The sequence below is a fragment of the Rhizomicrobium electricum genome, assembly GCF_011762045.1.
GTDB lineage: Bacteria > Pseudomonadota > Alphaproteobacteria > Micropepsales > Micropepsaceae > Rhizomicrobium > Rhizomicrobium electricum.
This window is the reverse complement of sequence record NZ_JAASQS010000002.1, coordinates 204148-230613: the sequence shown is the minus strand read 5'-3', so window position 1 is coordinate 230613 and position 26466 is coordinate 204148. Positions and strand designations below refer to the sequence as shown.

The 26466-nt window shown below is 63.1% G+C and carries 37 protein-coding genes; 30 read left to right on the top strand and 7 right to left on the bottom strand.

The window, feature by feature from the left end:
- Window positions 1-53: 53 nt before the first annotated feature.
- The 21 genes from rpsC (at window position 54) to FHS84_RS03945 (ending at window position 12359) form a co-directional block, all read left to right on the top strand.
- Entirely contained in the window at window positions 54-800 is a 747-nt protein-coding gene (gene rpsC, locus FHS84_RS04045; RefSeq protein WP_166930672.1) for a 30S ribosomal protein S3, read from the top strand.
- Window positions 801-818: 18 nt separating this feature from the next.
- On the top strand, window positions 819-1229 hold the full coding sequence (gene rplP, locus FHS84_RS04040; RefSeq protein ID WP_166930670.1) for a 50S ribosomal protein L16: 411 nt from the start codon (window positions 819-821) through the stop codon (window positions 1227-1229).
- An 8-nt stretch (window positions 1230-1237) separates the two neighbouring features.
- Window positions 1238-1480, top strand: coding sequence for a 50S ribosomal protein L29 (gene rpmC / locus FHS84_RS04035; RefSeq protein WP_166930668.1), 243 nt, complete (start codon window positions 1238-1240; stop codon window positions 1478-1480).
- A 13-nt stretch (window positions 1481-1493) separates the two neighbouring features.
- On the top strand, window positions 1494-1736 hold the full coding sequence (gene rpsQ, locus FHS84_RS04030) for a 30S ribosomal protein S17 (protein ID WP_166930666.1): 243 nt from the start codon (window positions 1494-1496) through the stop codon (window positions 1734-1736).
- Window positions 1737-1764: 28 nt separating this feature from the next.
- Window positions 1765-2133 (top strand): 50S ribosomal protein L14, encoded by a 369-nt coding sequence (rplN, locus tag FHS84_RS04025; RefSeq protein ID WP_166930664.1) that lies wholly within the window; start codon window positions 1765-1767, stop codon window positions 2131-2133.
- Entirely contained in the window at window positions 2130-2450 is a 321-nt protein-coding gene (gene rplX / locus FHS84_RS04020; protein WP_344468875.1) for a 50S ribosomal protein L24, read from the top strand. Before rplN ends, rplX begins: the two co-directional genes overlap by 4 nt.
- Window positions 2443-3147: a 50S ribosomal protein L5 gene (gene rplE, locus FHS84_RS04015; RefSeq protein ID WP_344468664.1), complete on the top strand. Its 705-nt coding sequence runs from the start codon at window positions 2443-2445 to the stop codon at window positions 3145-3147. The genes rplX and rplE overlap by 8 nt, the downstream gene beginning before the upstream one ends.
- 12 nt (window positions 3148-3159) lie before the next feature.
- Window positions 3160-3465 carry a 30S ribosomal protein S14 gene (gene rpsN / locus FHS84_RS04010; RefSeq protein WP_166930660.1) on the top strand — a complete coding sequence of 102 codons (306 nt, stop codon included), beginning with the start codon at window positions 3160-3162 and terminating at the stop codon, window positions 3463-3465.
- A gap of 14 nt (window positions 3466-3479) precedes the next feature.
- On the top strand, window positions 3480-3878 hold the full coding sequence (gene rpsH / locus FHS84_RS04005) for a 30S ribosomal protein S8 (protein ID WP_166930658.1): 399 nt from the start codon (window positions 3480-3482) through the stop codon (window positions 3876-3878).
- A 9-nt stretch (window positions 3879-3887) separates the two neighbouring features.
- A complete protein-coding gene (gene rplF, locus FHS84_RS04000) occupies window positions 3888-4424 on the top strand; it encodes a 50S ribosomal protein L6 (protein WP_166930656.1) in 537 nt (178 codons plus the stop codon).
- Complete coding sequence (gene rplR / locus FHS84_RS03995) at window positions 4421-4771, top strand: 50S ribosomal protein L18 (RefSeq protein ID WP_166930654.1); 351 nt, start codon at window positions 4421-4423, stop codon at window positions 4769-4771. Before rplF ends, rplR begins: the two co-directional genes overlap by 4 nt.
- A 71-nt stretch (window positions 4772-4842) precedes the next feature.
- A complete protein-coding gene (rpsE, locus tag FHS84_RS03990) occupies window positions 4843-5403 on the top strand; it encodes a 30S ribosomal protein S5 (RefSeq protein WP_166930650.1) in 561 nt (186 codons plus the stop codon).
- 11 nt (window positions 5404-5414) lie between these two features.
- The gene (gene rpmD / locus FHS84_RS03985) at window positions 5415-5609 is read left to right on the top strand and encodes a 50S ribosomal protein L30 (protein WP_166930647.1); all 195 of its coding nucleotides are present in this window, start codon (window positions 5415-5417) and stop codon (window positions 5607-5609) included.
- 1 nt (window position 5610) lies between these two features.
- Window positions 5611-6162 (top strand): 50S ribosomal protein L15, encoded by a 552-nt coding sequence (gene rplO, locus FHS84_RS03980; RefSeq protein ID WP_166930644.1) that lies wholly within the window; start codon window positions 5611-5613, stop codon window positions 6160-6162.
- A 41-nt stretch (window positions 6163-6203) separates the two neighbouring features.
- Window positions 6204-7532, top strand: coding sequence for a preprotein translocase subunit SecY (gene secY, locus FHS84_RS03975; RefSeq protein WP_166930642.1), 1329 nt, complete (start codon window positions 6204-6206; stop codon window positions 7530-7532).
- The gene (locus tag FHS84_RS03970) at window positions 7529-8134 is read left to right on the top strand and encodes an adenylate kinase (protein WP_166930640.1); all 606 of its coding nucleotides are present in this window, start codon (window positions 7529-7531) and stop codon (window positions 8132-8134) included. The genes secY and FHS84_RS03970 overlap by 4 nt, the downstream gene beginning before the upstream one ends.
- Before the next feature lie 179 nt (window positions 8135-8313).
- Window positions 8314-8691 (top strand): 30S ribosomal protein S13, encoded by a 378-nt coding sequence (gene rpsM / locus FHS84_RS03965; RefSeq protein WP_166930638.1) that lies wholly within the window; start codon window positions 8314-8316, stop codon window positions 8689-8691.
- 1 nt (window position 8692) lies between these two features.
- A complete protein-coding gene (gene rpsK, locus FHS84_RS03960) occupies window positions 8693-9091 on the top strand; it encodes a 30S ribosomal protein S11 (RefSeq protein ID WP_166930636.1) in 399 nt (132 codons plus the stop codon).
- Between the two features lie 136 nt (window positions 9092-9227).
- A complete protein-coding gene (locus tag FHS84_RS03955; RefSeq protein WP_166930632.1) occupies window positions 9228-10247 on the top strand; it encodes a DNA-directed RNA polymerase subunit alpha in 1020 nt (339 codons plus the stop codon).
- Window positions 10248-10304: 57 nt separating this feature from the next.
- Entirely contained in the window at window positions 10305-10724 is a 420-nt protein-coding gene (gene rplQ / locus FHS84_RS03950; RefSeq protein ID WP_166930630.1) for a 50S ribosomal protein L17, read from the top strand.
- 183 nt (window positions 10725-10907) lie between these two features.
- Entirely contained in the window at window positions 10908-12359 is a 1452-nt protein-coding gene (locus FHS84_RS03945; RefSeq protein ID WP_166930627.1) for a Do family serine endopeptidase, read from the top strand.
- A 53-nt stretch (window positions 12360-12412) separates the two neighbouring features.
- On the opposite strand, the gene FHS84_RS03940 is transcribed toward FHS84_RS03945, so the two are convergent.
- Window positions 12413-12667 carry a con-10 family general stress protein gene (locus FHS84_RS03940; RefSeq protein WP_166930618.1) on the bottom strand — a complete coding sequence of 85 codons (255 nt, stop codon included), beginning with the start codon at window positions 12665-12667 and terminating at the stop codon, window positions 12413-12415.
- Window positions 12668-12826: 159 nt separating this feature from the next.
- Here FHS84_RS03940 and FHS84_RS03935 point away from each other — a divergent pair, with 159 nt between their 5' ends.
- Together FHS84_RS03935 and FHS84_RS03930 are read left to right on the top strand one after the other, a co-directional pair.
- A complete protein-coding gene (locus FHS84_RS03935) occupies window positions 12827-14134 on the top strand; it encodes a replication-associated recombination protein A (protein ID WP_166930615.1) in 1308 nt (435 codons plus the stop codon).
- An 89-nt stretch (window positions 14135-14223) separates the two neighbouring features.
- Window positions 14224-14748 (top strand): hypothetical protein, encoded by a 525-nt coding sequence (locus FHS84_RS03930; RefSeq protein WP_166930612.1) that lies wholly within the window; start codon window positions 14224-14226, stop codon window positions 14746-14748.
- A gap of 30 nt (window positions 14749-14778) precedes the next feature.
- On the opposite strand, the gene FHS84_RS03925 is transcribed toward FHS84_RS03930, so the two are convergent.
- The 3 genes from FHS84_RS03925 to crcB form a co-directional block, all read right to left on the bottom strand.
- Window positions 14779-14937, bottom strand: a complete 159-nt coding sequence (locus FHS84_RS03925) for a hypothetical protein (protein ID WP_166930609.1) — start codon at window positions 14935-14937, stop codon at window positions 14779-14781.
- A 100-nt stretch (window positions 14938-15037) separates the two neighbouring features.
- Complete coding sequence (locus FHS84_RS03920) at window positions 15038-15406, bottom strand: DUF190 domain-containing protein (protein WP_166930606.1); 369 nt, start codon at window positions 15404-15406, stop codon at window positions 15038-15040.
- A 2-nt stretch (window positions 15407-15408) separates the two neighbouring features.
- Window positions 15409-15816, bottom strand: coding sequence for a fluoride efflux transporter CrcB (gene crcB, locus FHS84_RS03915; protein WP_166930604.1), 408 nt, complete (start codon window positions 15814-15816; stop codon window positions 15409-15411).
- Between the two features lie 74 nt (window positions 15817-15890).
- Between crcB and FHS84_RS03910 the strand changes: the two genes are divergently transcribed.
- From FHS84_RS03910 to FHS84_RS03895, 4 genes are all read left to right on the top strand, one after another.
- Window positions 15891-17045: an RluA family pseudouridine synthase gene (locus tag FHS84_RS03910; protein WP_166930602.1), complete on the top strand. Its 1155-nt coding sequence runs from the start codon at window positions 15891-15893 to the stop codon at window positions 17043-17045.
- The gene (locus FHS84_RS03905) at window positions 17042-17728 is read left to right on the top strand and encodes an ATP12 family chaperone protein (RefSeq protein WP_166930600.1); all 687 of its coding nucleotides are present in this window, start codon (window positions 17042-17044) and stop codon (window positions 17726-17728) included. Before FHS84_RS03910 ends, FHS84_RS03905 begins: the two co-directional genes overlap by 4 nt.
- 251 nt (window positions 17729-17979) lie before the next feature.
- Window positions 17980-19512, top strand: a complete 1533-nt coding sequence (locus FHS84_RS03900; RefSeq protein WP_166930598.1) for an acyl-CoA carboxylase subunit beta — start codon at window positions 17980-17982, stop codon at window positions 19510-19512.
- Between the two features lie 18 nt (window positions 19513-19530).
- On the top strand, window positions 19531-19923 hold the full coding sequence (locus tag FHS84_RS03895) for a hypothetical protein (RefSeq protein ID WP_166930596.1): 393 nt from the start codon (window positions 19531-19533) through the stop codon (window positions 19921-19923).
- 203 nt (window positions 19924-20126) lie between these two features.
- Here FHS84_RS03895 and FHS84_RS03890 read toward each other — a convergent pair whose 3' ends face one another.
- Window positions 20127-20525: an endonuclease domain-containing protein gene (locus tag FHS84_RS03890; RefSeq protein WP_166930594.1), complete on the bottom strand. Its 399-nt coding sequence runs from the start codon at window positions 20523-20525 to the stop codon at window positions 20127-20129.
- 401 nt (window positions 20526-20926) lie between these two features.
- Between FHS84_RS03890 and FHS84_RS03885 the strand changes: the two genes are divergently transcribed.
- The 3 genes from FHS84_RS03885 to FHS84_RS03875 all read left to right on the top strand — a co-directional run bounded on the left by FHS84_RS03885 (window position 20927) and on the right by FHS84_RS03875 (window position 23870).
- Window positions 20927-21484, top strand: a complete 558-nt coding sequence (locus tag FHS84_RS03885) for a GNAT family N-acetyltransferase (RefSeq protein WP_166930592.1) — start codon at window positions 20927-20929, stop codon at window positions 21482-21484.
- A 62-nt stretch (window positions 21485-21546) separates the two neighbouring features.
- A complete protein-coding gene (locus tag FHS84_RS03880) occupies window positions 21547-22092 on the top strand; it encodes a peptidoglycan-binding domain-containing protein (RefSeq protein WP_166930590.1) in 546 nt (181 codons plus the stop codon).
- A gap of 104 nt (window positions 22093-22196) precedes the next feature.
- Window positions 22197-23870, top strand: coding sequence for a M28 family metallopeptidase (locus tag FHS84_RS03875; protein ID WP_166930588.1), 1674 nt, complete (start codon window positions 22197-22199; stop codon window positions 23868-23870).
- A gap of 2 nt (window positions 23871-23872) precedes the next feature.
- Here FHS84_RS03875 and FHS84_RS03870 read toward each other — a convergent pair whose 3' ends face one another.
- Both FHS84_RS03870 and FHS84_RS03865 read right to left on the bottom strand, forming a co-directional pair.
- Window positions 23873-24259 carry a RidA family protein gene (locus FHS84_RS03870; protein ID WP_166930586.1) on the bottom strand — a complete coding sequence of 129 codons (387 nt, stop codon included), beginning with the start codon at window positions 24257-24259 and terminating at the stop codon, window positions 23873-23875.
- A gap of 8 nt (window positions 24260-24267) precedes the next feature.
- Window positions 24268-26424 carry an FUSC family protein gene (locus FHS84_RS03865; protein ID WP_166930584.1) on the bottom strand — a complete coding sequence of 719 codons (2157 nt, stop codon included), beginning with the start codon at window positions 26422-26424 and terminating at the stop codon, window positions 24268-24270.
- Window positions 26425-26466: the final 42 nt, after the last annotated feature.

Genomic DNA, 26466 nt, shown 5'->3' with positions numbered 1-26466 from the left:
CCGAAGAAGACCAAAGCGGCCGAGGATGCCGCTCCCGCCGAGGAGAATGCGTAATGGGTCAGAAAGTTAATCCGACCGGTCTTCGGCTTGGCATCAACCGTACCTGGGATTCCCGGTGGTATGCCGGCAAGAAGGAATACGGCAAGCTCCTGCAGGAAGACATCAAGATCCGCGAGCACCTGACCGAGCGCCTCAAGGCCGCCGGCGTGTCGCGTGTCGTGATCGAGCGCCCGCACAAGAAGTGCCGCATCACCATCCACTCGGCGCGTCCGGGCGTGGTGATCGGCAAGAAGGGCGCCGACATCGAGAAGCTGAAGGCCGACGTGCAGAAGTTCACCTCCGACGAGGTGCATCTGAACATCGTCGAGATCCGCAAGCCCGAAATCGACGCCAAGCTGGTGGCCGAGAACATCGCCCAGCAGCTCGAGCGCCGCGTCGCTTTCCGCCGCGTGATGAAGCGTGCGGTTCAGTCGGCGATGCGTCTCGGGGCCCAGGGCATCCGCATCAACTGCGGCGGCCGTCTGGGTGGCGCGGAAATCGCCCGCATGGAGTGGTACCGCGAAGGTCGCGTGCCGCTGCATACGCTGCGCGCCGACATCGATTACGGGATTGCGACCGCGAAGACGACCTATGGCACCTGCGGTGTGAAGGTCTGGATCTTCAAGGGCGAGATCCTGGAGCACGATCCGATGGCCGTTGAGAAGCGGAATGCGGAGAACACGGACCAGGGCCGCGGCCAGCAGCAGCAGGAACGTAAGGAACGTCCTGCCGCCAATGCGCCCGTGCCGGCCGGCGAATAAGACGGAAAGAACACCGCCATGCTTCAACCCGCACGCACCAAATACCGCAAGCAGCACAAAGGCCGTATCCACGGCGCTGCCAAGGGCGGCACGAGCCTCAACTTCGGCGAATACGGCCTGAAGGCGCTCGAACCGGAACGCATCAATGCCCGCGAGATCGAGGCGGCCCGCCGCGCGATCACCCGCGAGATGAAGCGCGCCGGCCGCGTCTGGATCCGCGTCTTCCCGGACGTTCCGGTGTCGAAGAAGCCCGCCGAAGTCCGCATGGGATCGGGCAAGGGCGCCCCGGAATACTGGGTCGCCAAGATCAAGCCCGGCCGCATCCTGTTCGAGATCGACGGCGTCGACGAAGCGACCGCCAAGGAAGCCATGCGCCTGGGCGCCGCCAAGCTCTCCATCGCGACGAAGTTCGTCGCCCGTAACATTTGAGGTCTGCGATGGCTGAGAAGAAATCCAAGAAGGTGGAAACCGCGAAGGCCTCCTCGAAGGCCGACGAGTTCCGCACCAAGTCGACCGACGAGCTTACCGATCAGGTCGCCAAGCTGAAGAAGGAGCAGTTCAATCTGCGCTTCCAGAAGGCGAACGGCCAGCTCGAGAAGACGGCCCGCATCCGCGCCGTCCGCCGCGACATCGCGCGGATCGAGACGATTTTGGCCGAACAGCGCCGCAAGGCCGGTTGAGGAGAATTGAACTATGCCTAAGCGCGTGCTGCAAGGCGTCGTGGTCAGCGACAAGAATGCGAAGACCGTCGTGGTCGACGTGGAACGTCGTTTTATCCATCCGGTGATGGGCAAGACCGTACGTCGTTCGAAGAAATATCACGCCCACGTCGAGACCGGCGAATACAAGGTCGGCGACATCGTCCGCATTCAGGAAACCCGTCCGATCTCCAAGCTCAAGTGCTGGGAAGTGATCGAACGCGTAACCGGCAAGTAGGACTGGCGAGCATCGGGAGTAGACTTTCATGATTCAGATGACGACCCAGTTGGACGTCGCCGACAATTCCGGCGCTCGTCGCGTGGAGTGCATCAAGGTGCTCGGCGGTTCGCATCGCCGTTATGCCGACGTCGGCGACGTGATTGTGGTGTCCATTAAGGAAGCCATTCCGCGCGGCCGCGTGAAGAAGGGCGAGGTCGTTAAGGCCGTTGTCGTGCGCACCGCGCATGGCGTTCGTCGCCCGGACGGCAGCCTGATCCGCTTCGACGGCAACGCCGCGGTCCTGGTCAACAACCAGGGCGAGCCGATCGGCACCCGTATTTTTGGACCGGTGACGCGCGAGCTTCGTGCGAAGAACCACATGAAGATCATTTCGCTGGCGCCGGAGGTGCTCTGATGGTTGCGAAAATCAAGAAAGGCGACAAGGTGATCGTCACCACCGGTCGCGACAAGGGCAAGAAGGGCGAAGTGCTGAAGGTTCTCCCCAAGGAGAACAAGGCCGTCGTCTCCGGCGTGAACACCGCCAAGCGTCACACGAAGCAGACCCAGCGCACGCAGGGCGGCATCGTCAACAAAGATTTGCCGATCGATTTGTCGAACCTGGCTCACGTCGACCCCAAGTCGGGCGAAGCCACGAAGATCGGTTGGAAGGAACTGGGCGACGGGCGCCGCGTGCGTTTCGCCAAGAAGTCCGGTGAGGTCATCGATGTCTGAAGCAGGAAAAGCGAAACCCGCCAAGGGCGCCAAGGGCGGTGGTAACCCGATCGAGAAGGCCAAGGCGGAAGCCAAGGCCGACAAGAAGGCCAAGAAGGGCGAGTCCAAGACTGCAGCCGCTCCGGCCGTCGGCGAGACCCAGAAGGATCCGAACTACGTGCCGCGCATGAAGAAGCGGTACCTGGAAGTGATCCGTCCCGCCCTGATGAAGGAGTTCGGCTACAAGAACGGCATGCAGGTGCCGAAGCTGAGCAAGATCGTCCTCAACATCGGCGCCGGCGAAGGTTCGCAGGACTCCAAGAAGATGGTCGCTGCGCAGAACGATCTCACGGCGATCGCTGGCCAGAAGGCCATCATCACCAAGGCCAAGAAGGCGATTTCGACCTTCAAGATCACTGCCGGCCGTCCGGTCGGCGTGAAGGTCACGCTGCGCCAGGATCGCATGTATGAATTCCTGGATCGCCTGGTGACGATGGCTATGCCGCGCATCCGCGACTTCCGCGGTGTCAACGGCAAGTCCTTCGACGGTCGCGGCAACTATGCCATGGGCCTCAAGGAACACATCGTCTTCGTCGAAATCGACTACGACAAGACCGAGACGGTGTGGGGCATGGACATCATCTTCAATACGACTGCGAAGACCGATGCGGAAGCGAAGGCGCTTCTCAAGGGCTTCCAGTTCCCCTTCACGAATTGACGGCGAGGCGTTATGGCGAAGATTTCCCAGATCAATCGCAACAAAAAGCGAGAGAAGATGGTGGCCCAGTATGCGGCCAAGCGCGCCGAGCTGAAGGCCAAGGCGAAGGATCCGGCCGTTCCGGTCGAGGAACAGTTCGCGGCGCGCCTCAAGCTTTCGAAGCTGCCGCGCAATTCTTCGAAGGTGCGCATCAAGCACCGCTGCGACCTGTCGGGCCGCTCGAAGGGCTATTACCGCAAAGTCAAGCTGTCGCGCATTGCGCTTCGTGACTTGGCGAATTTCGGCCAGATCCCTGGCATGACCAAGGCGAGCTGGTAAGGAGAAACGGGACCATGGCGATTTCCGATCCCATTGGCGATTTGCTGACGCGTATCCGCAACGGCCAGATTCGCGGCAAGTCGAAGGTGACCTCGCCCAATTCGCGGTTGCGCACCAATCTGCTCGATGTGCTGCAGGCTGAGGGCTTCATCCGCGGTTATGCCGAGGTGGAGTTCAAAGACGGGCTGAAGCAGCTCGAGATCGAACTCAAGTATCATGAAGGCCGCCCCGTGATCCGCGAATTGAAGCGCGTATCGACGCCGGGCCGCCGCGTCTATGCCTCGGTGAAGGAGCTTAAGCCCCACCGCCAGGGTCTGGGCGTGTCGATCGTTTCCACGCCGCAAGGCGTCATGACGGACAGTGCAGCCCGCGAGAAGAACGTCGGCGGCGAAGTCCTCTGCCAGGTGTTCTAGGAGAAGCCCATGTCTCGTATCGGCAAGAAGCCGGTTGCGCTGCCGAAGGGGGTTACGGCCTCCATCAGCGGCCAGACGGTAAAAGTCAAAGGCCCCAAGGGCGAGCTCTCCGTCACGCTGGTGGAAGAGGTCTCGGTAAAGCTCGACCCGGAGCACGGCATCGTCGTGACCCCCAACGAAGGGTATGAGCGCGCCGACCAGATGTGGGGCCTCAGCCGCACGCTGGTGAACAACCTGGTGCACGGCGTTACCGAGGGTTTCTCGGAGAAGCTGGAAATCCAGGGCGTCGGCTATCGCGCCGCGGTTCAGGGCAAGACCCTGCAGCTGCAGCTCGGCTTCAGCCACGACGTCAATTACCCGATCCCGGAAGGCATCACCATCGCGGCCGAAAAGCCGACGCTGCTGACCATCTCGGGCATCAACAAGCAGCTCGTCGGTCAGGTCGCGGCCGAGATCCGTTCCTGGCGTCCGCCGGAACCCTATAAGGGCAAGGGCGTGCGGTATGTCGGCGAGTATGTCCGCCGTAAGGAAGGCAAGAAGAAATGACAACGACCCTTTTCGACCGCCGCAAGCGGCGCAACCGCTATCGTCTGGTCCAGAACGCCAACGGCCGTCCGCGTCTGTCGGTGTTCCGCTCGGGCCGTCACATCTACGCCCAGGTCATCGACGATCTGGCCGGCTCGACTGTGGCTTCCGCCTCGACCAACGAGAAGGGCAGCAAGGTCGCCAAGTCGTGGAACATCGATGCCGCCAAAGTGGTGGGCAAGCTCATTGCCGAGCGCGCCGTTGCCAAGGGTGTGAAGCAGGTGGTCTTCGATCGCGGCGGTTACATCTATCACGGGCGCGTCAAGGCGCTCGCTGACGCCGCCCGCGAAGGCGGTCTCGAATTCTGATTTGTTGTCGCGCAACTGTCCGGAAGGCCGAGAAGGCGCTCTCCGGTTGCGCTTGAAGAAGGAAACAGCACGTGGCGCGTGAAGGAAGAGACCGCGGCGATCGCGAAGAGCGCGACAGCGAGTTCGTAGATAAGCTGGTCCACATCAACCGTGTCGCCAAAGTGGTGAAGGGCGGCCGGCGGTTTGGATTTGCAGCTCTGGTGGTCGTCGGCGATCAGCGCGGCCGGGTCGGTTTCGGCCACGGCAAGGCGCGTGAAGTGCCGGAAGCCATCCGCAAGGCAACGGACGAGGCCAAGAAGAACCTCGTGCGCGTGCCGCTGAAAGACGGCCGTACGCTGCATCACGAGAGCTTCGGGCATCACGGCGCCGGCAAGGTTGTCGTGCGTCCGGCTCCGGCCGGTACCGGCATCATCGCCGGCGGCCCGATGCGCGCGGTGTTCGAGGCCCTCGGCGTCGGCGACGTGGTCGCCAAGTCGGTCGGCACTTCGAATCCCTACAACATGGTTCGCGCCACCTTTGATGCCTTGAAGCTGCAGCAGTCGCCGCGCCTCGTCGCGCAGCGCCGCGGCCGCTCGGTTGCCGAGATCATCTCGCGCCGTGAAGGCAAGGGCGCCGAGACCGCGAGCGCATAAGGAATACGACCATGGCCGAGAAGAAAACCATCACCGTGAAGCAGGTGCGTTCCGCCAACCGGCGTCCGGCGATCCAGACCGCGACCCTCAAGGGTCTGGGCCTGGGCAAGCTGCATCGTACCCGCACGCTGGAGGACACGCCCGCCGTCCGCGGCATGATCCGGTCCATCCCGCACCTGGTCGTGATTGTCGAAGAGAGCAAGTGATATGAAACTCAACGAGATCGCCAATAAGGCGGGCGCGCGCCACAAGAAGACCAAGGTCGGCCGCGGTTCGTCGTCGGGCCTGGGCAAGACCTGCGGCCGCGGCGTCAAGGGCGCCAAGGCGCGTACCGGTAATGCCGTGTACGGCTTCGAAGGCGGCCAGATGCCGTTGCACATGCGGATGCCGAAGCGCGGCTTCCGCAATATCTTCGGCACCGACTTCGCCGAGGTGAACCTCGGCCGGCTGCAGAAGGCCGTGGACGAGAAGAAGCTCGACGTGTCCGGCAAGATCGACGTTGCCGCGCTTAAGGCGGCCGGTCTGGTCTCCAAGAGCCGCGACGGCGTGCGTCTGCTCGCCAAGGGCGAGATCACTGCGAAGCTGACCCTCGAAGTGGCCGGCGCCTCCAAGTCGGCCGTCGAAGCGGTCGAGCGGGCAGGCGGCTCGGTGGTTGTGACCTACAAGAAGAAGGTCACCACCAACAAGAAGGGCCAGCCCGGCAAGCGTCAGCAGCGCCGTATCAAAGCCGCCGAAAAGCGGGCCGCGCAAAACGGCTGAGTTGACCCTATATAAGGGCCAACGCCGATCGGGAGTAGATGATGCCGTCAGCTGCTGAACAACTTGCGCAAAACTTCAATTTCAGCAACTTCGCCAAGGCGAAGGAGCTGAAGCAGCGTCTGTTGTTCACGCTGGGGGCGTTGATCATCACCCGTCTGGGCACCTACATCCCGATGCCGGGCATCGACCCGGCGGGGATGGCGCGGTTCATCAACCAGCAGGGCGGCGGTCTCCTCGACATCTTCAATACCCTGGCCGGCGGCGCCGTCAGCCGCATGGCCATCTTTGCCCTCGGCATCATGCCGTACATCTCGGCGTCGATCATCATGCAGTTGATGACGACGGTGTTCCCCGAGCTGGAAGCCCTGAAGAAAGAGGGCGCGGCGGGCCAGAAGGTCATCAACCAGTATACCCGGTACGGCACCGTGGTGTTGGCCGCAGTCCAGGCCTTCGCGATCGCCGTCGGTCTGGAACACGGGCAGGGCATCGTGCTCGAGCCCGGCCTGTTCTTCCGTCTGACCACGGTCGTTACGCTGACCGGCGGTACGATGCTCTTGATGTGGATCGGCGAGCAGATCACCAGCCGCGGCGTCGGCAACGGCATCTCGCTCATCATCTTCGCCGGCATCGTGGCGCGGTTCCCGCAGATTCTCGGGACGGAGTTGGAAGCGGCGCGAACCGGCGCCCTCAATCCTCTGGTCCTGGTCGGCATCGTGGCGTTTGCCATCGTTCTGGTGATGGCGATCGTGTTCTTCGAGCGCGCCCAGCGCCGCCTCTTGGTACAGTATCCCAAGCGTCAGGTCGGCCAGCGCATGTTCGGCGGCGAGTCCTCGCATCTGCCGCTGAAGCTCAATGTTTCCGGCGTTATTCCGCCGATTTTCGCTTCGTCGATCCTGCTCATGCCGATGACGGTTGCGCAGTTCAACGCGGCGAGCCTGCCCGATTGGGCGACCACCATCATCCAGCTGATCAGCCGCGGCCAGCCGCTCTATCTGTTCCTGTACGGCGCGATGATCATCTTCTTTGCGTTCTTCTACACCTCGATCGTCTTCAATCCGGAAGAGACGGCCGAGAACCTGAAGAAGTACGGCGGCTTCATCCCCGGTATCCGCCCCGGCAAGAAGACTGCGGAATACATTGACTACGTGCTCACGCGTTGCACCGTCGTCGGCTCGCTTTACCTGGCCGTCGTGTGCCTGATCCCTGAGTTCATGTGGCAGAACAACCTTTCCTTCGCGCTCGGCGGAACGTCGATCCTGATCGTCGTCAGCGTGACAATGGACACCGTGGCGCAGATTCAAAGCCATCTGATCGCCTCGCAGTACGAAGGACTGATAAAAAAGGCTAAGTTGAGGGGAGCACGTCGGTGAATCTCGTAATCTTTGGGCCTCCGGGCTCCGGTAAAGGCACGCAGGCGAAGCTGCTTCAGGAAAAGAACGGCTGGGTCCAGCTTTCCACCGGCGACATGCTGCGCGCGGCGATTGCGGCGGGCACCGAGCTCGGTAAGAGGTGCCAGGCCGTCATGGCCGCCGGCAATCTGGTGTCCGACGATATCGTGATCGGCATCATCGGCGAGCGTTACGACCAGCCGGATTGCGCCAAGGGCGCCATCTTCGACGGTTTCCCGCGCACCATTCCGCAGGCGGAAGCTCTCGACGGCATGCTGAAGCAGCGCGACAAGAAGATCGATCTCGTGATCGAGCTCAAGGTCGCCGACGAAGTTTTGATCGAGCGCGTGAAGGCCCGCATCGCCCAGTCGGGCGGGGTGGCGCGTGCCGACGACAATCCCGAGACGCTTGCCAACCGTCTCAAGGTTTACCATCAGAATACCGCCCCGCTGCTCGAGTATTATAAGAAGCAGGGCAAGCTCGTGACCGTCGACGGCATGCTGCCGATCGTCGAAGTGACCAAGGCAATTGACGACGTGATCGAGAAGGCAGGCCACAAGGGTTGCTGCTGTGGCTGCGGCTAAGTGGTTGTAATACCCCAGAAATGGGGCCGGTTGACTGAGGGGTGCGCATCAATATAATCCGCGCCCCTGCGGTTGAGAAATCTAGGTTTCTCAAGGCCTTGGCTTTTTTGTGCTTCGGTTTTGAGAGACTCGGACGTTTGGAACAGAATTGCGGGCATGAGCCCGTTTGGAGAAGACCCGTGGCACGCATTGCCGGCGTTAATATTCCGACACAGAAGCAGGTCTGGATCGGCCTGCGCTATATCCATGGCATTGGCCCGCAAAAGGCCAAGGAGATCTGCGCGAAGACGGGCATCGACCCGACGCGCCGTGTCCACGACCTGACCGACGCCGAAGTCATCCAGATCCGTGAAACGATCGACCGCGACTACCTCGTGGAAGGCGACCTGCGCCGCGAAGTTGCGATGAACATCAAACGGCTGATGGATTTGGGCTGCTATCGCGGTCTGCGCCATCGCAAAAACCTGCCGGTCCGCGGCCAGCGCACCCACACGAACGCGCGCACCCGCAAGGGTCCCGCCCGCGCCATCGCCGGCAAGAAGAAGGTGACGAAGTAAAATGGCCGCTCCCGAGAAGAAGGCGCCGCGCGCCCGCAAGAAGGAAAAGAAGAACGTCGTCGTCGGCGTTGCGCACGTTGCTGCGACCTTCAACAATACGATCATCACCATCACCGACACGGCGGGAAATGCGATTTCCTGGTCGAGCGCCGGCATGATGGGCTTCAAGGGTTCGCGCAAGTCGACGCCGTATGCGGCGCAGGTTGCGGCCGAAGACGCCGGCAAGAAGGCCGTCGAGCACGGCATGCGTACCCTCGAAGTCGAAGTTTCGGGCCCCGGTTCGGGACGTGAATCCGCGCTGCGCGCGCTGCAGACCGTCGGTCTGGTCGTGACCAGCATCCGCGACGTGACGCCGATCCCGCACAACGGCTGCCGTCCGCCGAAGCGCCGTCGCGTCTGATTTGCGTTGAGAGTTTCATTGGGTGCGGTGCCCGTTTTTCCGGGCCTGCACCCAACGAGTAAAGTTCGGAGAGTGAGTACCCGTCGAACGCAATGGGCGTGATCCGACACGTCCGGGAAACGATGAGGCAAAAGAAGTGTTTCAGAAGAATTGGCAAGAACTGATTAAGCCGCAGAAGCTTCGCATCGATACTGCGGGGCAGGATGCGGGCCGCTATGCGGTCATCGTCGCGGAGCCGCTCGAACGCGGTTTCGGCCTGACGCTGGGCAACGCGCTGCGCCGCGTTCTGCTCTCGTCGCTCCAGGGTGCCGCCGTGACCTCGATTCAGATCGAGGGCGTGCTGCATGAATTCTCCTCGATCGCCGGCGTCCGCGAGGACGTCACCGACATCGTGCTCAACGTCAAGCAGATTGCGTTGAAGCTGCATGCCGACGGTCCCAAGCGGCTGTCGCTGAAGGCCACCGGCCCCGGCGAAGTCACGGCCGGCCAGATCGCCGCGATCGCGGACGTCGAGGTCCTCAATCCGGATCTCGTGATCTGCACGCTGGATGACAAAGTCGAGTTCCGCATGGAACTGACGGTCGCCACCGGCAAGGGCTATGTCCCGGCCGACCGCAACCGTCCCGAGGACGCGCCGATCGGATTGATCCCGGTCGACAGCCTGTTCTCGCCGGTCAAGAAGGTGTCGTACAAGGTCGAGAACACCCGTGAGGGCCAGATCCTCGACTACGACAAGCTGACTCTGACGGTCGAGACCAACGGTGCGCTGACGCCGGATAACGCCGTGGCTTATGCCGCGCGCATCCTGCAGGACCAGCTCCAGGTCTTCATCAACTTCGAGGAACCGCGCGAGCGCGTTACCGAGGAAGCCAAGCCCGATCTCGCTTTCAATCCGGTCCTTCTCAAGAAGGTCGACGAGCTCGAGCTGTCGGTGCGTTCGGCGAACTGCCTCAAGAACGACAACATCGTCTACATCGGCGACCTCATCCAGAAGACGGAAGCGGAAATGCTCCGTACACCGAACTTCGGCCGCAAGTCGCTGAACGAGATCAAGGCGGTGCTGGCCGAAATGGGCCTGCATCTCGGCATGGAAGTGCCGGGCTGGCCGCCGGAGAATATCGAAGACCTCGCCAAGCGGTACGAGGACCAGTACTAATCGTTTCCCGCTCTCGCGCCTTGCGAGAGCGGGTAGTTTTTCCAGGGGTAGAAGACAATGCGCCATCGCAACTCCGGCCGTAAGCTCGGCATGAAAGCACAACACCGCACGGCCATGTTCGCGAACATGGCGGCGGCGCTCATCAAGCATGAGCAGATCACCACGACGTTGCCCAAGGCGAAGGAAATTCGCCCCATCATCGAGAAGCTGGTGACGCTGTCTCGCCGCAACGATCTGCATGCCCGCCGGCAGGCGATCTCGACCGTGCGGGACCTCGATCAGGTCAAGAAGCTGTTCGACGTCCTCGGGCCGCGTTATGCCGGCCGTCCGGGCGGCTACACGCGCGTGCTCAAGGCTGGTTTCCGGCACGGCGACAACGCCGCCATGGCGGTGATCGAATTCATCGACCGTGACGTCGAGGCCAAGGGCAAGGATTCCGGCCCGGTGGTCACCGCGGAAGAAGAAGCCGAAGCGTAAGCTGGCTTGATTTCGCGAGAGTTCAGGCGAGGGCGGTCCGGCGACGGAGCGCCCTTTTGCTTTTTTCACTACACGCTTTCATTTGCGTAAGTTGGCGAGTGCATCGGCGTGAGCAATAATCCGGACAGCGAGCCTGCAACGGGACCGGGGGCGGTCCTGACGCGGATCATGGAGGCAGTGAAAATGCATCGCAGCGGTTTGATTGGGGTCGCCGCGTTCGTGCTCCTCGGCGGAGCGCTCTACAGCTTCACCGCGCCGGCGGCACAGCCCCCGGCGAAGAAGGCAATGCCGGCCCCCCAGCAGATGCCGGTGCAGAGCCGCGAAGTGCCGCGCAGCATGAGCCAGGTGCAGCTCTCGTTCGCGCCGGTGGTCAAGCGCGTTGCGCCCGCCGTGGTCAACGTCTATTCGCGCAGCGTGGTGCAGGCGCCGGCCAATCCGTTCTTCAACGATCCGTTCTTCCAGCGCTTCTTCGGCCTCAATCCGCAGCAGCAGAAGCGGGTGCAGCAGTCGCTCGGCTCCGGCGTGATCGTGCGCGCCGACGGATTGATCCTGACCAACAACCACGTCATCCAGGGCGGCCAGGACGTCGTCGTGTCGCTCAACGACAAGCGCGAATTCAAGGCCAAGGTGCAGATCTCCGATCCGCGCACCGACCTCGCCGTTTTGAAGATCGACACCCACGGCGAGCGCCTGCCGGTGGTCGAATTCGGCAATTCGGATTCGCTCTCGGTCGGCGATGTCGTACTCGCCATTGGCGATCCCTTCGGCGTCGGCCAGACCGTCACCATGGGCATCGTGTCGGCGCTGGCGCGCGCCAATTCCGACGCCTCGAACTACCAGTTCTTCATTCAGACCGATGCGGCCATCAATCCGGGCAATTCCGGCGGCGCGCTGGTGACGACCGACGGCAAGCTCGCCGGCATCAACACCGCCATCGTGTCGCCGTCCGGCGGCAACGTCGGCATCGGCTTCGCCATTCCGTCTAATCTGGCGCGGCGCGTTGTCGAGGGTGCGGCCACCGGCAGCGTGCGCTTCCCCTGGGTCGGCGCCGACGGCCAGCCTGTGACCGCCGAGATCGCCAATGCGATGAAGCTCGGGCGGCCGCAGGGCGTGTTGCTCAAGACCGTCTATCCCGGCGGTCCGGCGGCGCAGGCCGGGCTTCACACCGGCGATGTGATCGCCGCAATCGACAACGGCGAAGTCGGCGATATGCAGGCGCTGAATTATCGCGTCGCTACGCACAAGGCGGGCGAGAGCGTGAAGGCCAAGGTGTTCTCCGACGGCCACTGGCGCGAGGCGACCATTCGCCTGTCTTTGCCGCCCGAAAGTCCGCCGCGCAATTCCACCACCATCGGCGGCCGCAATCCGCTGAACGGCGTGCGGGTCGAAAACCTGTCGCCTGCGGTCGCGCTCGATCTGCAGATGAACCTGTTCGCCAAAGGCGTGGTGATCCGCGCGGTCGGCGGCGGCTTCGCGGCGCAATACGGTTTCCAGCCTGGCGATATCGTGCGCTCGATCAACGGCCGCCCGGTCAACGACGTCGGCGCTCTCAAGCGCATGCTGGAAGGAACCCGCCATTGGGACCTGGTGATCGACCGCGGCGGCCGGCGGTTGAGCCTGACGGTGGATGGTTGAAGCAAAATACCCCGCCGCTGTCAGGCGGCAGGGTATCTTGAGCTACGTCGGAGTTAGCGCTGACCACCCTTTTTGCCAGCTTCTGAGGCGAGGTCGTGGTCTTTTGAAAACGAACGCTTTTCGTCGGGAACGTTTTCGCCGCCCTTCTGACCTGCTTCGGAGGCCAGTCCATGGTCTTTCGAAAACGAGCGCTTCTCGTCCGGGACGCTTTTGCCGCCTTTGCTGGCGATCTCATGCTGCTTGTTGGGATCCATGCCGGCAAAGCCGCGGCTCGAGGTGTTGCTGTTATCTTCGTTCTTGTCAGCCATATCGTTATCTCCTTTGCTTTCGAGGCGGGTCCTTCCGCCGCACCTCAAGTCGATAACGCCTCCTGGGAGCCGACCGTTGCATGGTGTTTTTTTGCAGCGCGAGGGCAACTGCTGCGCTCTAGTTTGCGGTTGGAGCGTGTAGCTTTATAGTATGCGCCCATGTCCGATCTCTTCGAGTCCGCTGGTTTGGATGATGGCGCACCACGGCCTTTGGCCGACCGTTTGCGCCCGAAAACGCTCGCCGAAGTAGTCGGCCAGGATCATCTGATCGGCCCCGAGGGGCCCATCGGCCGCATGGTGGCGGCGAGCAGGCCGCATTCGATCGTGTTGTGGGGTCCGCCGGGCACCGGCAAGACCACCATCTCGCGGCTGTTGTCTACCGCCTTCAACCTTCATTTCGAGCAGTTGTCGGCGGTCTTCTCCGGCGTCGCCGATCTGAAGAAGACCTTCGACGCCGCCCGTCAGCGCCGCCGCATCGGGCAGGGCACGCTGCTGTTCATCGACGAAATCCATCGCTTCAACCGCAGCCAGCAGGACTCGTTCCTGCCGGTGGTCGAAGACGGCACCGTCGTTCTGGTCGGCGCCACCACCGAAAACCCGTCATTCGAACTCAACGGCGCGCTTCTCAGCCGCGCCCAGGTGCTGGTGCTGCATCGTCTCGACGACGCCGCGCTCGAAACCCTGCTCCGTCGTGTCGAAGCCCACACCGGTGAAAGCCTTCCGCTTGACGACGACGCCCGCTCGACCCTGAAGGCGATGGCCGACGGCGACGGGCGTTATCTCCTCAATCTCGCCGAGGAAGTCACCGCGCTGAAGGTGGTGAAGCCGCTCGATCCCGCCGCGCTGGTGGAAGCGGTGCAGCGCCGCGCCCCGATCTACGACAAGAGCCGCGAGGAGCATTACAATCTGATCTCGGCGCTGCATAAATCGGTGCGCGGCTCCGATCCCGATGCGGCGCTCTACTGGCTGGCGCGCATGCTGGCGGGCGGCGAGCACCCGCTGTACATCGCCCGCCGTCTGGTGCGCATGAGCGTGGAAGACATCGGGCTCGCCGATCCGCAAGCGGTGGTGCAGGCGGTTGCCGCCAAGGACGTGTTCGATTTCCTCGGCTCGCCGGAAGGCGAGTTGGCGCTGGCCCAATGCGTGGTCTATCTCGCCACCGCGCCCAAATCGACCGGCGTCTATAAGGCATTGGGGGCGGCCCGCCGCGCCGCGTCCGATCATGGCTCGCTGATGCCGCCGGCCCATATCCTTAATGCGCCGACCAAGATGATGAAGAATCTCGGTTACGGCTCCGGCTATCAATACGATCCCGATACCGAAGACGGCTTTTCGGGCCAGAACTATTTCCCCGACGGCATGGCGCGCGAGCAGTACTACCAGCCGCGGGAAGTCGGTTTCGAACGTGAGATCCAGAAGCGCCTGGATTACTGGGCCAAGCTCCGGGCCAAGCGCGCGGAATCGTGATCGGCGGCGGGCGCTATTTTATTTCTACACTATCGCATTGGCCAAAGGCTTGGGTTTCAATCCCGCCGGCATCGAAGCGGGAGTCGCGGATGAACAAGTTCTGGTGGACGGTCTATGGCGCGGTGGTGGTTGTCGCGGTGATCGTGACTGTGGTGCCGCGGGCTTTCGGCGGGGATTTCAATTTCGGCCTCGGCGTCCATACGGATGCGTCCGCGCGCGATGTCGGGCTGCCGTTCTATCCCGGCGCCAAGCTGCATAAGGACGGCAAGGACGACGAGTCGTCCGCCCGCATCACCGGCGCGTTCGGCAGCTTCGGCATGAAGATCGTTGCCGTGAAGCTGGATTCGAACGATGCGGTCGACCGCATCGCCCCGTTCTATCGCGACGCCTTGCGCAAGTACGGACCGGTGCTGGATTGCTCGGCCGGCAAGCCGTATCCGCCGAAGGCCGGCGACAAATCCGATCGCCTCGATTGCGGCGACGATCATCCCAAGCCGGGCGATATCGTTCTCAAGGCGGGTGTGAAGAAGAATTTCCACGTCGTTGCGATCGAGCGCGACGGGCGCGGCAGCCTCATCAATCTGGTCGCCATCGAGATGCGTGGCGTCGATTGAGCGGAATGCGGGCTTAGCGGGAGAGCGGACTTACTCGGGCCAGATGGTCGTCAGAACCCAATGCGTCGGGGTCTCGGTGATTTCGGCGATGATGGCCCCGGCGGCGAGCTGCTTGTTCTTTTCGCGTTCGACGAAGGCCTTGGTTACGTTGGCCTTGGGAAAGGTCTCGACGTCTTTGGTAGCGCTCAAAGAAACCTCTCCTGGTACACAGCCGGTCCGGTAACGGACGATAGAGTACATCCATTTCGGGAAGGTTTATTTTTACCGGGCTTTGCGTAGGGGAAACTCCCTATGCGGCCGGATCGGCCGGGCCGCCGGCGGGCTTTTTGTCGCCGTAACGCAATACCGTGACCTTTTCGATGGTGACCAGGCCGGACCCCATCATGGCGTCGAGCACGGGCAGGAAGCTGTCGATCTTCTCCTCGGAATCGCAGATTTCGATCACCAGCGGCAAGTCCTCCGAAAGGCGGAGGATTTTCGCGGTATGCAGACGGCTCGATTTGCCGAACCCCATCGGCCCGCGCAGGACGGTAGCGCCCGCCAGCCCCATTTCGCGCGCCTTGAGTACGATGGCTTCGTAGAGCGGCTTGCCCTCGAAGCGGTCGGCCTCGCCGAAGAAGATGCGAAGGAGTTTCGCGTCGGACGGAATTTTCGTCATGGTCACGCACCCTTCAACTGGTTGATGAATCCGGCGGTCAGCGAGCCCAGCCAAACCCCAAGCATGCAGAGCGTGACCGAGCCCACGACGTTCCCGCTCGCCGCCATCCACTCGCCTTGGCGCATCAGGTTGAGGGTCTGCAGCGAGAACGAGGAGAAGGTGGTGTAGCCGCCGCAGAAGCCGGTCATCACGAACTGGCGGGTGCCGCCGGAGACGAACAGCCGCCCGTCCGGCGCGGTCAGGGTAAAGAAGAAGCCGATGATGAACGAGCCGGTGATGTTGATGATCAACGTGCCCCAGGGAAACGTCTCGCCGATGGAGGCCGCCACAAGCCCCGAAACCGCGTAGCGGGCACCGGTCCCGAGCGCGCCTCCGGCCATCACAAGCAAGAGCAAGGGCAGAGGCGGCATGGGCAAGCTCCGGGTACTGGTAGAATCTATGGAAGCCTACTAGAACCCCCATCGCGACCCCACGGCAACCCAAAATGGCCAGCGAACAACGCATCGACCGCGACGACGACGGCATCCGGCTGGATCGCTGGTTCAAGCGGCATTATCCGGCGCTCACGCACGGCCGGCTGGAAAAGCTGCTGCGCACCGGGCAGGTGCGGATCGACGGCGGCCGCGCCAAGGCGTCCGACCGGCTGGCGGCCGGTCAGATGGTGCGCCTGCCGCCGTTGGTGACCGAAGGCAACCTGACCGAGAAGCCGCGCGCGCCGCAGCCGCAGATGCAGGGCAGCTTGCAGGACTATGTCCTCTACATGGATTCCTCGGTGATCGTGCTCAACAAGCCGCCGGGCCTCGCCACGCAAGGCGGCTCGGGCCTCACCAAGCACATCGACGGCATGCTGGACTCGCTGATGTTCGAGAAGCGCCAGCGTCCGCGTCTGGTCCACCGTCTCGACCGCGACACCTCCGGCGTGCTGGTGATCGCGCGTACGGTTCCCGCCGCCGCCGCACTGGCCAAGTCGTTGCAGCAGCGCGATGCCTCGAAGATTTATTGGGCGCTGACCAAAGGCGTGCCGGCCAAGAAGCAAGGCACCGTCAAGGCGGCGCTGCTCAAGGAAGGCGGCCACGGTCCGCATGGCCGCGACGAGAAAATGACGGTCCGCGACAGCGACGAGTCCAAGCACGCCATCACCGACTACATGGTGATGGGCGAAGCGGGCGAGGAGTTTGCGTTTGTCGCCGCCAAGCCGGTGACCGGGCGCACCCATCAGATCCGCGTCCATCTTGCCTTTCTCGGGACGCCCATCATTGGCGATTTCAAATACGGCGGCGATGCCGCCAAGGGCACCGGCATGATTGCCGACCGTCTGCATCTGCATGCCCGCTGCATCGACATCGCCCATCCCGACGGCGGCCGCCTGCAAGTGACCGCGCCATTGCCCGATCATATGCGCACCAGTTTCGAATCTCTCGGCTTCGATCCCGATGCCGAGCCCAAGACCTTCTCGTTCAAGCCGGAGAAACCGGCCGCGAAGAAATCGGGATACAAGCCGTTCCGTTCGGCGGCCGCAAAATCCGATCCCAAGGTCTTCGGTCGCATTACCCGCGACCGCAAGTTCGGCACCAAGAAGCCGGGCGCCAGTAAGTCGGGAGCCAAGAAGCCGGGTCCGCCGCGCGGAAAGAAGAAATGAAGCGTTTCTACAAAGAGGTCTCCGTCTCCGCCGCTCCGTTCCGCATTCTGCTTGATGGCCGTCCGGTGAAGACGCCGGCGCGCGCGCCGCTGGAACTACCGACGCTGGCGTTCGCCGAAGCGATTGCCGAAGAATGGCGCGAACAGGGTGACGAGATCGCGCCCGATGCGATGGTGCTGACCAAGCTTGCCAACACGGCGCTCGATCGCGTGGCGCCGATGCGCGAGGGCGTGATCGGGCAGGTGATGGGATTCCTCAACGATCTTCTCTGCTATCGCGCCGAGCATCCGGCCGAACTGGTGACGATGCAGTCCGCCGAATGGGATCCGCTGCTCGATTGGGCCGCCGAGCGCTACGGCGTTCGGCTGCGGACCCGTCCCGGCATCGTCCACTTCGCCCAATCCGACGAGGCCGTCGCCGCGTTCCGCCGGGCGGTGGAGGCCTACGATCCGTTCGCGCTCACCGCGCTGGCGACCGTCGCGCCGATCCTCGGCTCGCTGGTGCTCGCCCTGGCGCTGGCGGAAGGCCGCCTCGACGCCGAAGCCGCGTTCAGTCTCAGCCAGCTCGACGAACGCTTTCAAGTCGAACGTTGGGGCAGGGACACCGAAGCCGAAAAGCGCGCCGCAGGGCTGCTTGATGCAGTGAAGGTGGCGGAGAGTTTTTTGCGTCTTTCAAAGCAATAGTGTCATCCCCGGCTGAGCAAGCGGTCGATAGCGACAGCGTATTCGACCAGCGAACGGAAGGGGACCCAGGTCGTCGCGTTTCTGAAAAGATTGGGATGAGGTACGGCATTTTTTGATCCAGTGTGCAGATTTCTGCTCCTGGGTCCCCTTTCCCTCCCAGCCATAGCGCTTCGCGCAAGGCTGGTCGGCCGGGGATGACAGTTAAATGCCCCCGCACTACATTTCCCCATGATTTCCTCCGGGGTTCGCCCATGAAGCACGTCATCCAGGAACTCGAAGAACGCCGCGCGCGGGCGCGGCTCGGCGGCGGCGCAGCCAGGATCGAGGGCCAGCACAAGAAGGGCAAGCTGACGGCGCGCGAGCGCATCGAGCTTCTGCTCGATCCCGGCTCGTTCGAAGAGTTCGGCATGTATGTCGAGCACCGCAATTACGAGTTCGGATCCGACAACACGCGCATTCCCGGCGACGGCGTGGTCACCGGCTGGGGCACCATCAACGGCCGCATGGCCTATGTGTTCGCCAAGGACTTCACCGTCTTCGGCGGCTCGACCTCGGAAGCGCATGCCGAGAAGATCTGCAAGCTTCAGGATATGGCGCTGCAGAACCAGGCGCCGATCATCGGACTTTACGATGCCGGCGGCGCGCGCATTCAGGAAGGCGTCGCCTCGTTGGCGGGGTTCGGCGAGATCTTCAAGCGCAACGTCATCGCGTCCGGCGTGATCCCGCAGATTTCCGTCATCATGGGTCCGTGCGCGGGCGGCGACGTCTATTCCCCGGCCTTGACCGATTTCGTCTTCATGGTCCAGGGCACGAGCTACATGTTCATCACCGGCCCCGACGTGACGCGCACCGTCACGCACGAGGATGTCACGCCGGAGACGCTCGGCGGCGCCAAGGTACACACCACCAAATCGTCGGTCGCCGACGGTGCTTACGAGAACGATATCATCTGCCTCGAGGAAATCCGGCGGCTGTATGATTTCCTGCCGCTCAACAATCGCGATAAGCCGCCGCATATTCCGACCGAAGACGTCTACGACCGGGTGGAGATGTCGCTCGACACCCTGGTGCCGGAGACGCCGAACAAGCCTTACGACATGCGCGAGCTGGTCCTGAAGGTCGCGGACGAGGGCGAGTTCTTCGAGATCGGCGCCGAGTTCGCCAAGAACATCATCACCGGTTTCGGCCGCATCGAAGGCAACACGGTCGGCTTCGTCGCCAATCAGCCGCTGGTGCTGGCGGGCGTGCTCGATGCCGACGCCTCGCGCAAGGCGGCGCGCTTCGTGCGCTTCTGCGACTGCTTCAACATTCCGATCGTGACCTTCGTCGATGTGCCCGGCTTTCTGCCCGGCACGGCCCAGGAGCATGGCGGCATCATCAAGCACGGCGCCAAGCTCTTGTATGCCTACACCGAAGCGACGGTGCCGAAGGTCACCATCATCACCCGCAAGGCCTATGGCGGCGCTTATCTGGTGATGGCCTCAAAGCATTTACGCGGCGACGTCACCTATGCCTGGCCGTGGGCCGAGATCGCCGTGATGGGCGCGAAGGGCGCGGTGGAAATCATTTTCCGCAAAGACGCCGGCGATCCCGAAGCGCTCGCCGCGCGCACCAAGGAATACGAGGACAAGTTCCTCAACCCCTTCATCGCCGCGTCGCGCGGCTGGGTCGACGAAGTCATCCGCCCGCACAACACCCGCAAACGCGTCGCCGGCGCGCTACGGATGCTGCGCAACAAGGACGTGCCGGCGGTGTGGAAGAAACACGGGAACGAGCCGTTGTAGATTGTGGAGGGGGGCAAAATGTCGAAACGCCGATTTGCGGAAATAGCTTCTGCCATTTTGGGATTTATCCTCTCGGCACTGGTGTTGATTTTTAGTTCGAGGCCACATTTCCTTGAGGGGCTCACATCGCGCATTGAATGTTCCGGGCTCACGGCGGACATAGTGAACATGGCGTTCGTTGTTTGGTGTTTCGGCAATGTCGCGTGGCAGGAGCATGAAAGTGAGCCGTTCGACAGAGCCAGAAAATGGCAGTACGGTTTGCTAGCCGCGGGAGCGATTTGGGCGTTCGGGTACTCGAAATTTGTCCCCCGCGAAGTGCGGCTACTCTCCAATGAAATGCCCGCTATAGGCTTTCTTGCGTTCGCAGTTACTGCACTGATTGTGGGCTGGGTTATTCGCGTTCGCAAATAGCTGGTCAAAAAGGACAAGAGAATTTCACGCGGAGACGCGGAGACGCGGAGAGAGTGCGCTAGTCTACTCTACGGCTCAAAATGTGCGATCTTAATCCAGCAAGCGATGCTCCCTCCGCGTCTCCGCGTGAATTAAACAATACCGGAAGATTTACGCTCGATCTTTCCTCCCCCGCGGTGCTCTGCCGATGGCGCCGCACAGTTTCAGGATAGCGGGGGAGGTGGATCGCGGCGTGAGCCGCGAGACGGAGGGGGGACTGTGAGTTCGCCGATCATATCGAGGACTTCGCCGAGCTTGGTATAAACCCGCTCGTTGGGTATGCGGATCACGCGCCAGCCATGCTTCTGCAGAAACGCGTCCCGGCGCAGATCGTGCGGGCGATGGGCGTCATCGCTGTGTTGTTCGCCGTCGAGTTCGATGACAAGTTTCGCTTTCATGCACGCGAAATCGGCAATGTAGGGACCGATAGGATGCTGGCGGCGAAAGATGCAGCCGCCATCGCGCCAGGTGCGAAGGCGTGACCAGAGAATGGTCTCGGCTTCCGTCATGCGGCGGCGCAAAGACTTGGCGAAGTTGCGCGCACCGGTTTCGTTTTCGCGCATTGCGGTCCCCCCTCCGTCTTGCAGCTACGCTGCAATCCACCTCCCCCGCTGTCCGGGCATCTTGCAATTTGGACGGCCGCAGCACCGCAGGGGAGGAAAGATTAGCGCAAGGCGTTCGGTGAGGCCTTGCCGTCCGCCAAACCGTCACCATATTTCCAGACAGGCGTCCCGACATCCGGCCGCTTGAAGCTGCGTGTCTGTTGCAGGTTCCGGGAATGAGCGGGCTTCCGTGGCTGAAATCGCAGAGCGATTGTCATTGCCGCTCAATCGCTTGATGCCGATTTTGTCGATTTGAATTCCGGTTTCTGCGTTTTCTGCACATCCGCTCTCCCCCCAGGGGTATCGCGCAATTCCGCAAAACAATTATCTTGCTGAAGCTGCCGAACTGAGCCGTCAAACCCATGATTGATCTCGCCATTCCGACCCTCGAAACCGACCGCCTGATCCTGCGCGGCCACCGCGAGGCCGATTTCGAAAGCATGCTGGCGATGTGGCAGGACCCGGTGGTCCAGCGCTATTTCCACGGCGAGCCGATGAGCCGCGAAGACGCCTGGGCGCGGTTCCTGAAAGGCTTCGGCATGTGGGCGGTGCGCGGCTACGGCATCTTCGCCATCGAGGAGAAGGTGAGCGGCGCGTATGTCGGGATGACCGGCGCCTTCGAGGTCCGGCGCGAGATGAAGCCTCGCATCGACGACTTGCCCGAGGCGGGCTGGTCGCTGGCGGCACGCTTTCACGGCCACGGCTATGCCACCGAAGCGACGCGCGCCGCGCTCGCCTGGATGGACCGGCAGTTGGGCAGCGAAGTGTTTTGTATCATGGTGCCGGAAAACGTGCCGTCGATCCGGGTGGCGGAAAAGTGCGGTTTCGTACGCTCGCACGAAACAATCTACAAAGACGAAGCGACGCTGGTGATGAAGCGCCCGCCGCGCGGTGGGATTGTTGGTGTCCCAACCAATTGAGCGCAGCCGCCGGCCAGAATCACGCTATGGTGCCTCGCTTTTCGGCACTTGGGGGTGCAGTCATGGCCGAATTCAGCGGGCCCGAATGGTGTGCGCGTTTTACCGGCAGCCGGTCGATCGACGATCTTCATCCGGATTGGCGCGGCAAGGTGTGGGCGTTTGTCTCGGCGTTGCAGCGGGGCGGGGCGCAGGTCGATGTGCAGGCGACGTTGCGGCCGCCGGAACGCGCCTATCTGATGCATTGGTGCTGGATGATCGCCAACCTGTCTCAGGCGCCCGCGGCGGTGCCTGCGATGGACGGCATCGGCATCGACTGGACGCATGGCGGCAACGTGCGCGATGCCAAAGCCGCAGCGGCAGCGATGGCCGAATGCTACGGCCTGCAGTTCCTGCCGTCGCTGAAGAGCCGCCATATCTTCGGCCGCGCCGTCGACATGACGATCGCGTGGCAGGGCCGGCTCAGCGTACGCGATTTCGACGGCAACGTGCATTACGTGCTGACCGAGCCGCGCGACGGCACCAATCCCGAAGTCGCCAAGATCGGCGCGACGTTCGGTGTCATCAAGCTCGCGACCGATCCGCCGCACTGGAGCGACGACGGGCACTAGCGTTCGCCGAACTCTGCGGCAGGTTGGCGGCGCCGCGGATTGTGATTTGCGGCGGGGGCGCGCGCCTTTAACATCGCCTTCTCGTCTAGAGGAGGCCTGCCGTTATGCCGTTGTTGCGTTCTGCGTCTGCCGCGTGTGCTGCGCTGCTCCTGATCGGGGCGGCTCCGGCCCGATATCCGGTCCATCCCGTCACCAGTCCGGACATCAAGGCGGCCGATATCGCCGCGCGCGACAAAGCCATTGCCGACGATGCCTTCGAAGGCCGCGGTCCCGGTACGGTGAACGGCGAGGCTTCCGCGCAGTGGATCGCCGATGAGTTGAAACGGATCGGCGTCAAGCCGGGCAATCACGGCAGCTATTTCCAGAATGTCGCCGCCGCGGTAATCGCGCTCGACGGACCGAAGTCGGCGTTCTCGTTCGCCACCCGCGAGGGTTCGCTGACGCCCAACTTCCCGGAAGCGGTCACCTATTGGACGCCGCAATACGCCGCCGGCACGGTCGAGGTGAAGGACGCGCCGCTGGTGTTCGTCGGCTACGGCGTCGTGGCGCCGGAATACGGCTGGAACGACTACGCCGGCATCGACGTCAAGGGCAAGACGGTGGTCATTCTGGTCAACGATCCCGGCAACGAGGACGCCGCGCCAGATCCCGCCTTCTTCAAGGGCAAGGCGATGACCTATTACGGCCGCTGGACCTACAAATACGAGGAAGCCGCGCGCCAGGGTGCCGCCGCCGCCATCATCGTGCACGAGACCGTGCCGGCGGCCTATGGCTGGAACGTGGTGCGCAACTCCCATTCCGGCAGCAAGTACTGGCTCGAGAACAAGGACAAGAACGGCAATCGCGTCAAGATCGAAGGCTGGGTGACGCTCGACACCGCCAAGGATCTGTTCAAGCGTGCCGGGCTCGATTACGCGACCCTCAAGGCTGCCGCCAACAAGCGCGGCTTCAAGGCGGTCGAGATGGCGGGCGAGACGCTCAGCGTTCATGCCGTGTCGCACATCAGCCACGTCAAGACGCGCAACGTCGTCGGCGTCATTCCTGGCAAGAAGGCCCCCGGCGATGTGGTGATGTTCAGCGCCCATTGGGATCATCTCGGCATCAAGCCGGAGCTTCCCGGCACCGACAAGATCTACAACGGCGCGGTCGACAATGGCTACGGCGTTTCGATGATCCTGGAACTGGCCGAGGCCTTCGTTCACGACGGCAAGCCGGAGCGTTCGATCGGCTTCGCGTTCTGGACGATGGAAGAGCAAGGCCTGCTGGGGTCGGAGTATTTCGCCGAGCATCCGGTCTGGCCGCTCCGGCACATCGTCGGCGTGGTCAATCTCGATGGCGGCATTGCCGGCGGACGCGCCCGCGATATGAGCCTTTCCGGCAGCGGCCAGTCCGAGCTCGAAGACGTGCTCGCCGATGCCTTGAAGACGCAGAACCGCGTGATCTCGCCCGATTCAGAGCCCGAGAAGGGCGGCTTCTTCCGCTCCGATCATTTCAGTCTGGCGCGCGCGGGCGTCCCGGCGATCACGCCCGGCGGCGGCGAGGATTTGATCGACGGCGGCAAGGCGCGGGCCAAGGCGCTGGGCGACGACTATCTCGCGCACCACTATCATCAACCGTCGGACGAATTCGATCCCAAGTGGGATTTCTCCGGCATGTCCGCCGACGTCGAAATCCTGCACACCTTGGGCGACACGCTGGCCAATTCCGACAAATGGCCGAATTGGCATGCCGACAGCGAATTCCGCACCGCCCGCGACAAGGTGATGAAGGCGAAATAACTCTAGCGGTTGCCGGTGTAGGCCCAGCACTCCACTTCGCAGCGGCCTCCGAGTGCGAGGCCGTTGCAGCCCCACGCGGAGCGCACCGGCAATCGGTCGGGTTTGAAATAGGTGACGTAGACGGCGTTGAAGGCGTCCCATTCGGCCATGTCGGCGAGCATGACCTGGACCTTGAATACGTCGTCGAACGTCAGCCCATGCTTGGCGAGCGTGTGGGCGATGTTGCGCATCGCTTGATGCGCTTCGGCTTCGAGACCGCCGGGCACCAGTGTCTTGGTTCCCGGCCGGTTGCCGAGCTGGCCGGAAAGATACAGCACGTCGCCGACGCGGGCGCTTTCCGAGAACGGCAGTCCGGCGGCGGCGAATGTTTCCGAGCGATGGTATTCCATATCGGTCCTCAAACCTGTTTCGGGATGCGCGCCGCCAGCATGGCGACGCGCTCGGCGGTGCGTTCGATGTGGATCAGGCGCCGCGTCAGCGACACCATGGCGTTATGGCCGCCGAGGCTTTCGCCCAGGCTGCGGCGGTGCAGGTGGCCTTTATGCCGTTCCGGAACGGCATTGGTGTCGAGCGTCTGGTCGATGTTGCCGCGTGCGGTGGTCAGCAGCTTTTCGGTGGCGTCGGCATCGAGTTCGGCTTTGCGGGTGCGGAACAGCACGCGCATCGACGCGAGATCCGACGCCAACAGATAGTTGGCGCTGACGAGGCCATTGAGATCGGCCAGCACTTTGCGGTCGATCTTGGGTTCGTCGGCGAGGCGCCGCACGGTCATGGCGAGGTTTGCGGTGGCGTCGTGGGCGCGCTTGCGGGCCAGCCGGAAGTCGTGGTCGTTGCGCCGCCGCGCCAGCGACAGGGCGGCATAGGCGCGGTCGGCGTCCACCATCACGGCGACCAGCTTGGGCACGTTCTTCCATTCCCAGCTCGGCAACAGATAGCTGAAGCCCCAGGCGAGCCCTGCGCCGACCAGCGTATCGCCCAGCCGCTCCAGCACCAGCACCGTTCCCGGTTCGACGGCGGGCCCGAAGAAGTGAAGCTGCAACAGGGCGGTGATCGAGGCGCACAGCGCGGTGACGCGGAAATCGACTGTGGCGAAGGCATGCGCGCCGCCGACGGTGAAAATCACCGGGATGAACAGCAGCGGCGCCGGAACGTAATGCACCAGAAGCGCGGCGACCACGCAGCCCGCGGCCGTCCCGACGATGCGGTCGTTGCGGCGCTGCTTGGTGACGGCGTAGCTCGCCCGCATGATGAGCATGGTGGTGAGCAGCACCCAGCCGCCGTGCAGCATTCCGGGCATCAGCAGCGTCAGGAGATAACCGGAGACCATCGCGCCGGTCAGCCGCAGGGTGTAGCGCAACACCGGCGAGGACCAACTGAACTGCGAGGCGAGCACGCGCGCGTCCATGCGGTCGCGATGGACGAAGGCTTCGAGGTCGACGTCGGGCAGGATGGTGCGGGCGTCGGCGTCGGGATCGGCGGCTTGCGCCAGCCGCTCCATGCGGGCGATGCCGAGCCCGAGCTTGTGACCGGTGGAGCGGAACGCCGATGTCGCCAGCGTCTCGCGTCCCCAGCTTGTGGCGGCCATCTGTTCGACTTCGGCTTGCAAGGCGGCGATTTCGTCGGCATGGGCATTGAAGTCGAACCGCTTGCCCGGCGTGGTCAATGCCAGGGCCAGCTCCTCGCAGTCGTCGGCGAAGGCGTCGGTGAGGGTCTTCAACTGTTCCAGCAGTCCGGTATGGCCGGAATTGCGCAAGGTCTCGATATCGGCATCGCTCGACACCAAGGTATCGAACACGTCGAGCAGGGCGAGCAGGGCTGCCATCCAGCGCCGCCGCGCCGCCGTCTTGCGCCCCAGGAAGATGAAGTCGCGTGCCGCTTGAAGTTTCTCGATGAACGCCGCATGCGCCTCCACCAGCCGGCGCAGGGCTTCGTCGGTCCGCGCTTGGGGATCGTAGAGCTCCGCCTTGGCTGCCAGATAGGCGCTGAAGGCGTGGACGGCTTCGCTGAGGTAGGTCCGGCGGTTGCGGTCGTCGAGTACGGCCGAGGCGGCCAATGCGAACAGGGTGTAGCAAACGCCGCCGGCGGCGAAGAAGGTCATGTAGCCGGAGATCGGCAGCAGCGCCGCTTGGTTGGCGGCCATGCCGAACAGGAGCGCCAGGACGGCGGCCACACCCAGTCCGATCGCCCGCTGGCCGTAAGCCGAGACCAGACCCGAGACAATGCTCATCGACGCCACCAGGACGCCCATCAGGAACCGGTGCTCGTGGGCAGCCATGGTCAGGAAGGCCAGCAGGCACGCGCCTGCGACCGCCAGGGCGAACATGCGGGCTTTGACCGGCAGCGGACCGGGCCGGTCGACGATGGAGGCGCATAGGGCCCCGGAAGCTGCCAGGATGGCATCGGTCCGGCCGAAGGCGAGGGCGAAGCCGCCGCCCACCACCGCCATCCCCAGGGAAACGAAGGCCCCGTTCTCGATATGCATACGGAACAGGTTGCGGCCGAGCTGGCGGGGTACGGCCTTCAAGGGGGTGTGGACGCGAGATAAAACCGACATGGGTTTACCTGAGCCTGAGGACCTCCTAAAAGCAAGAATGCC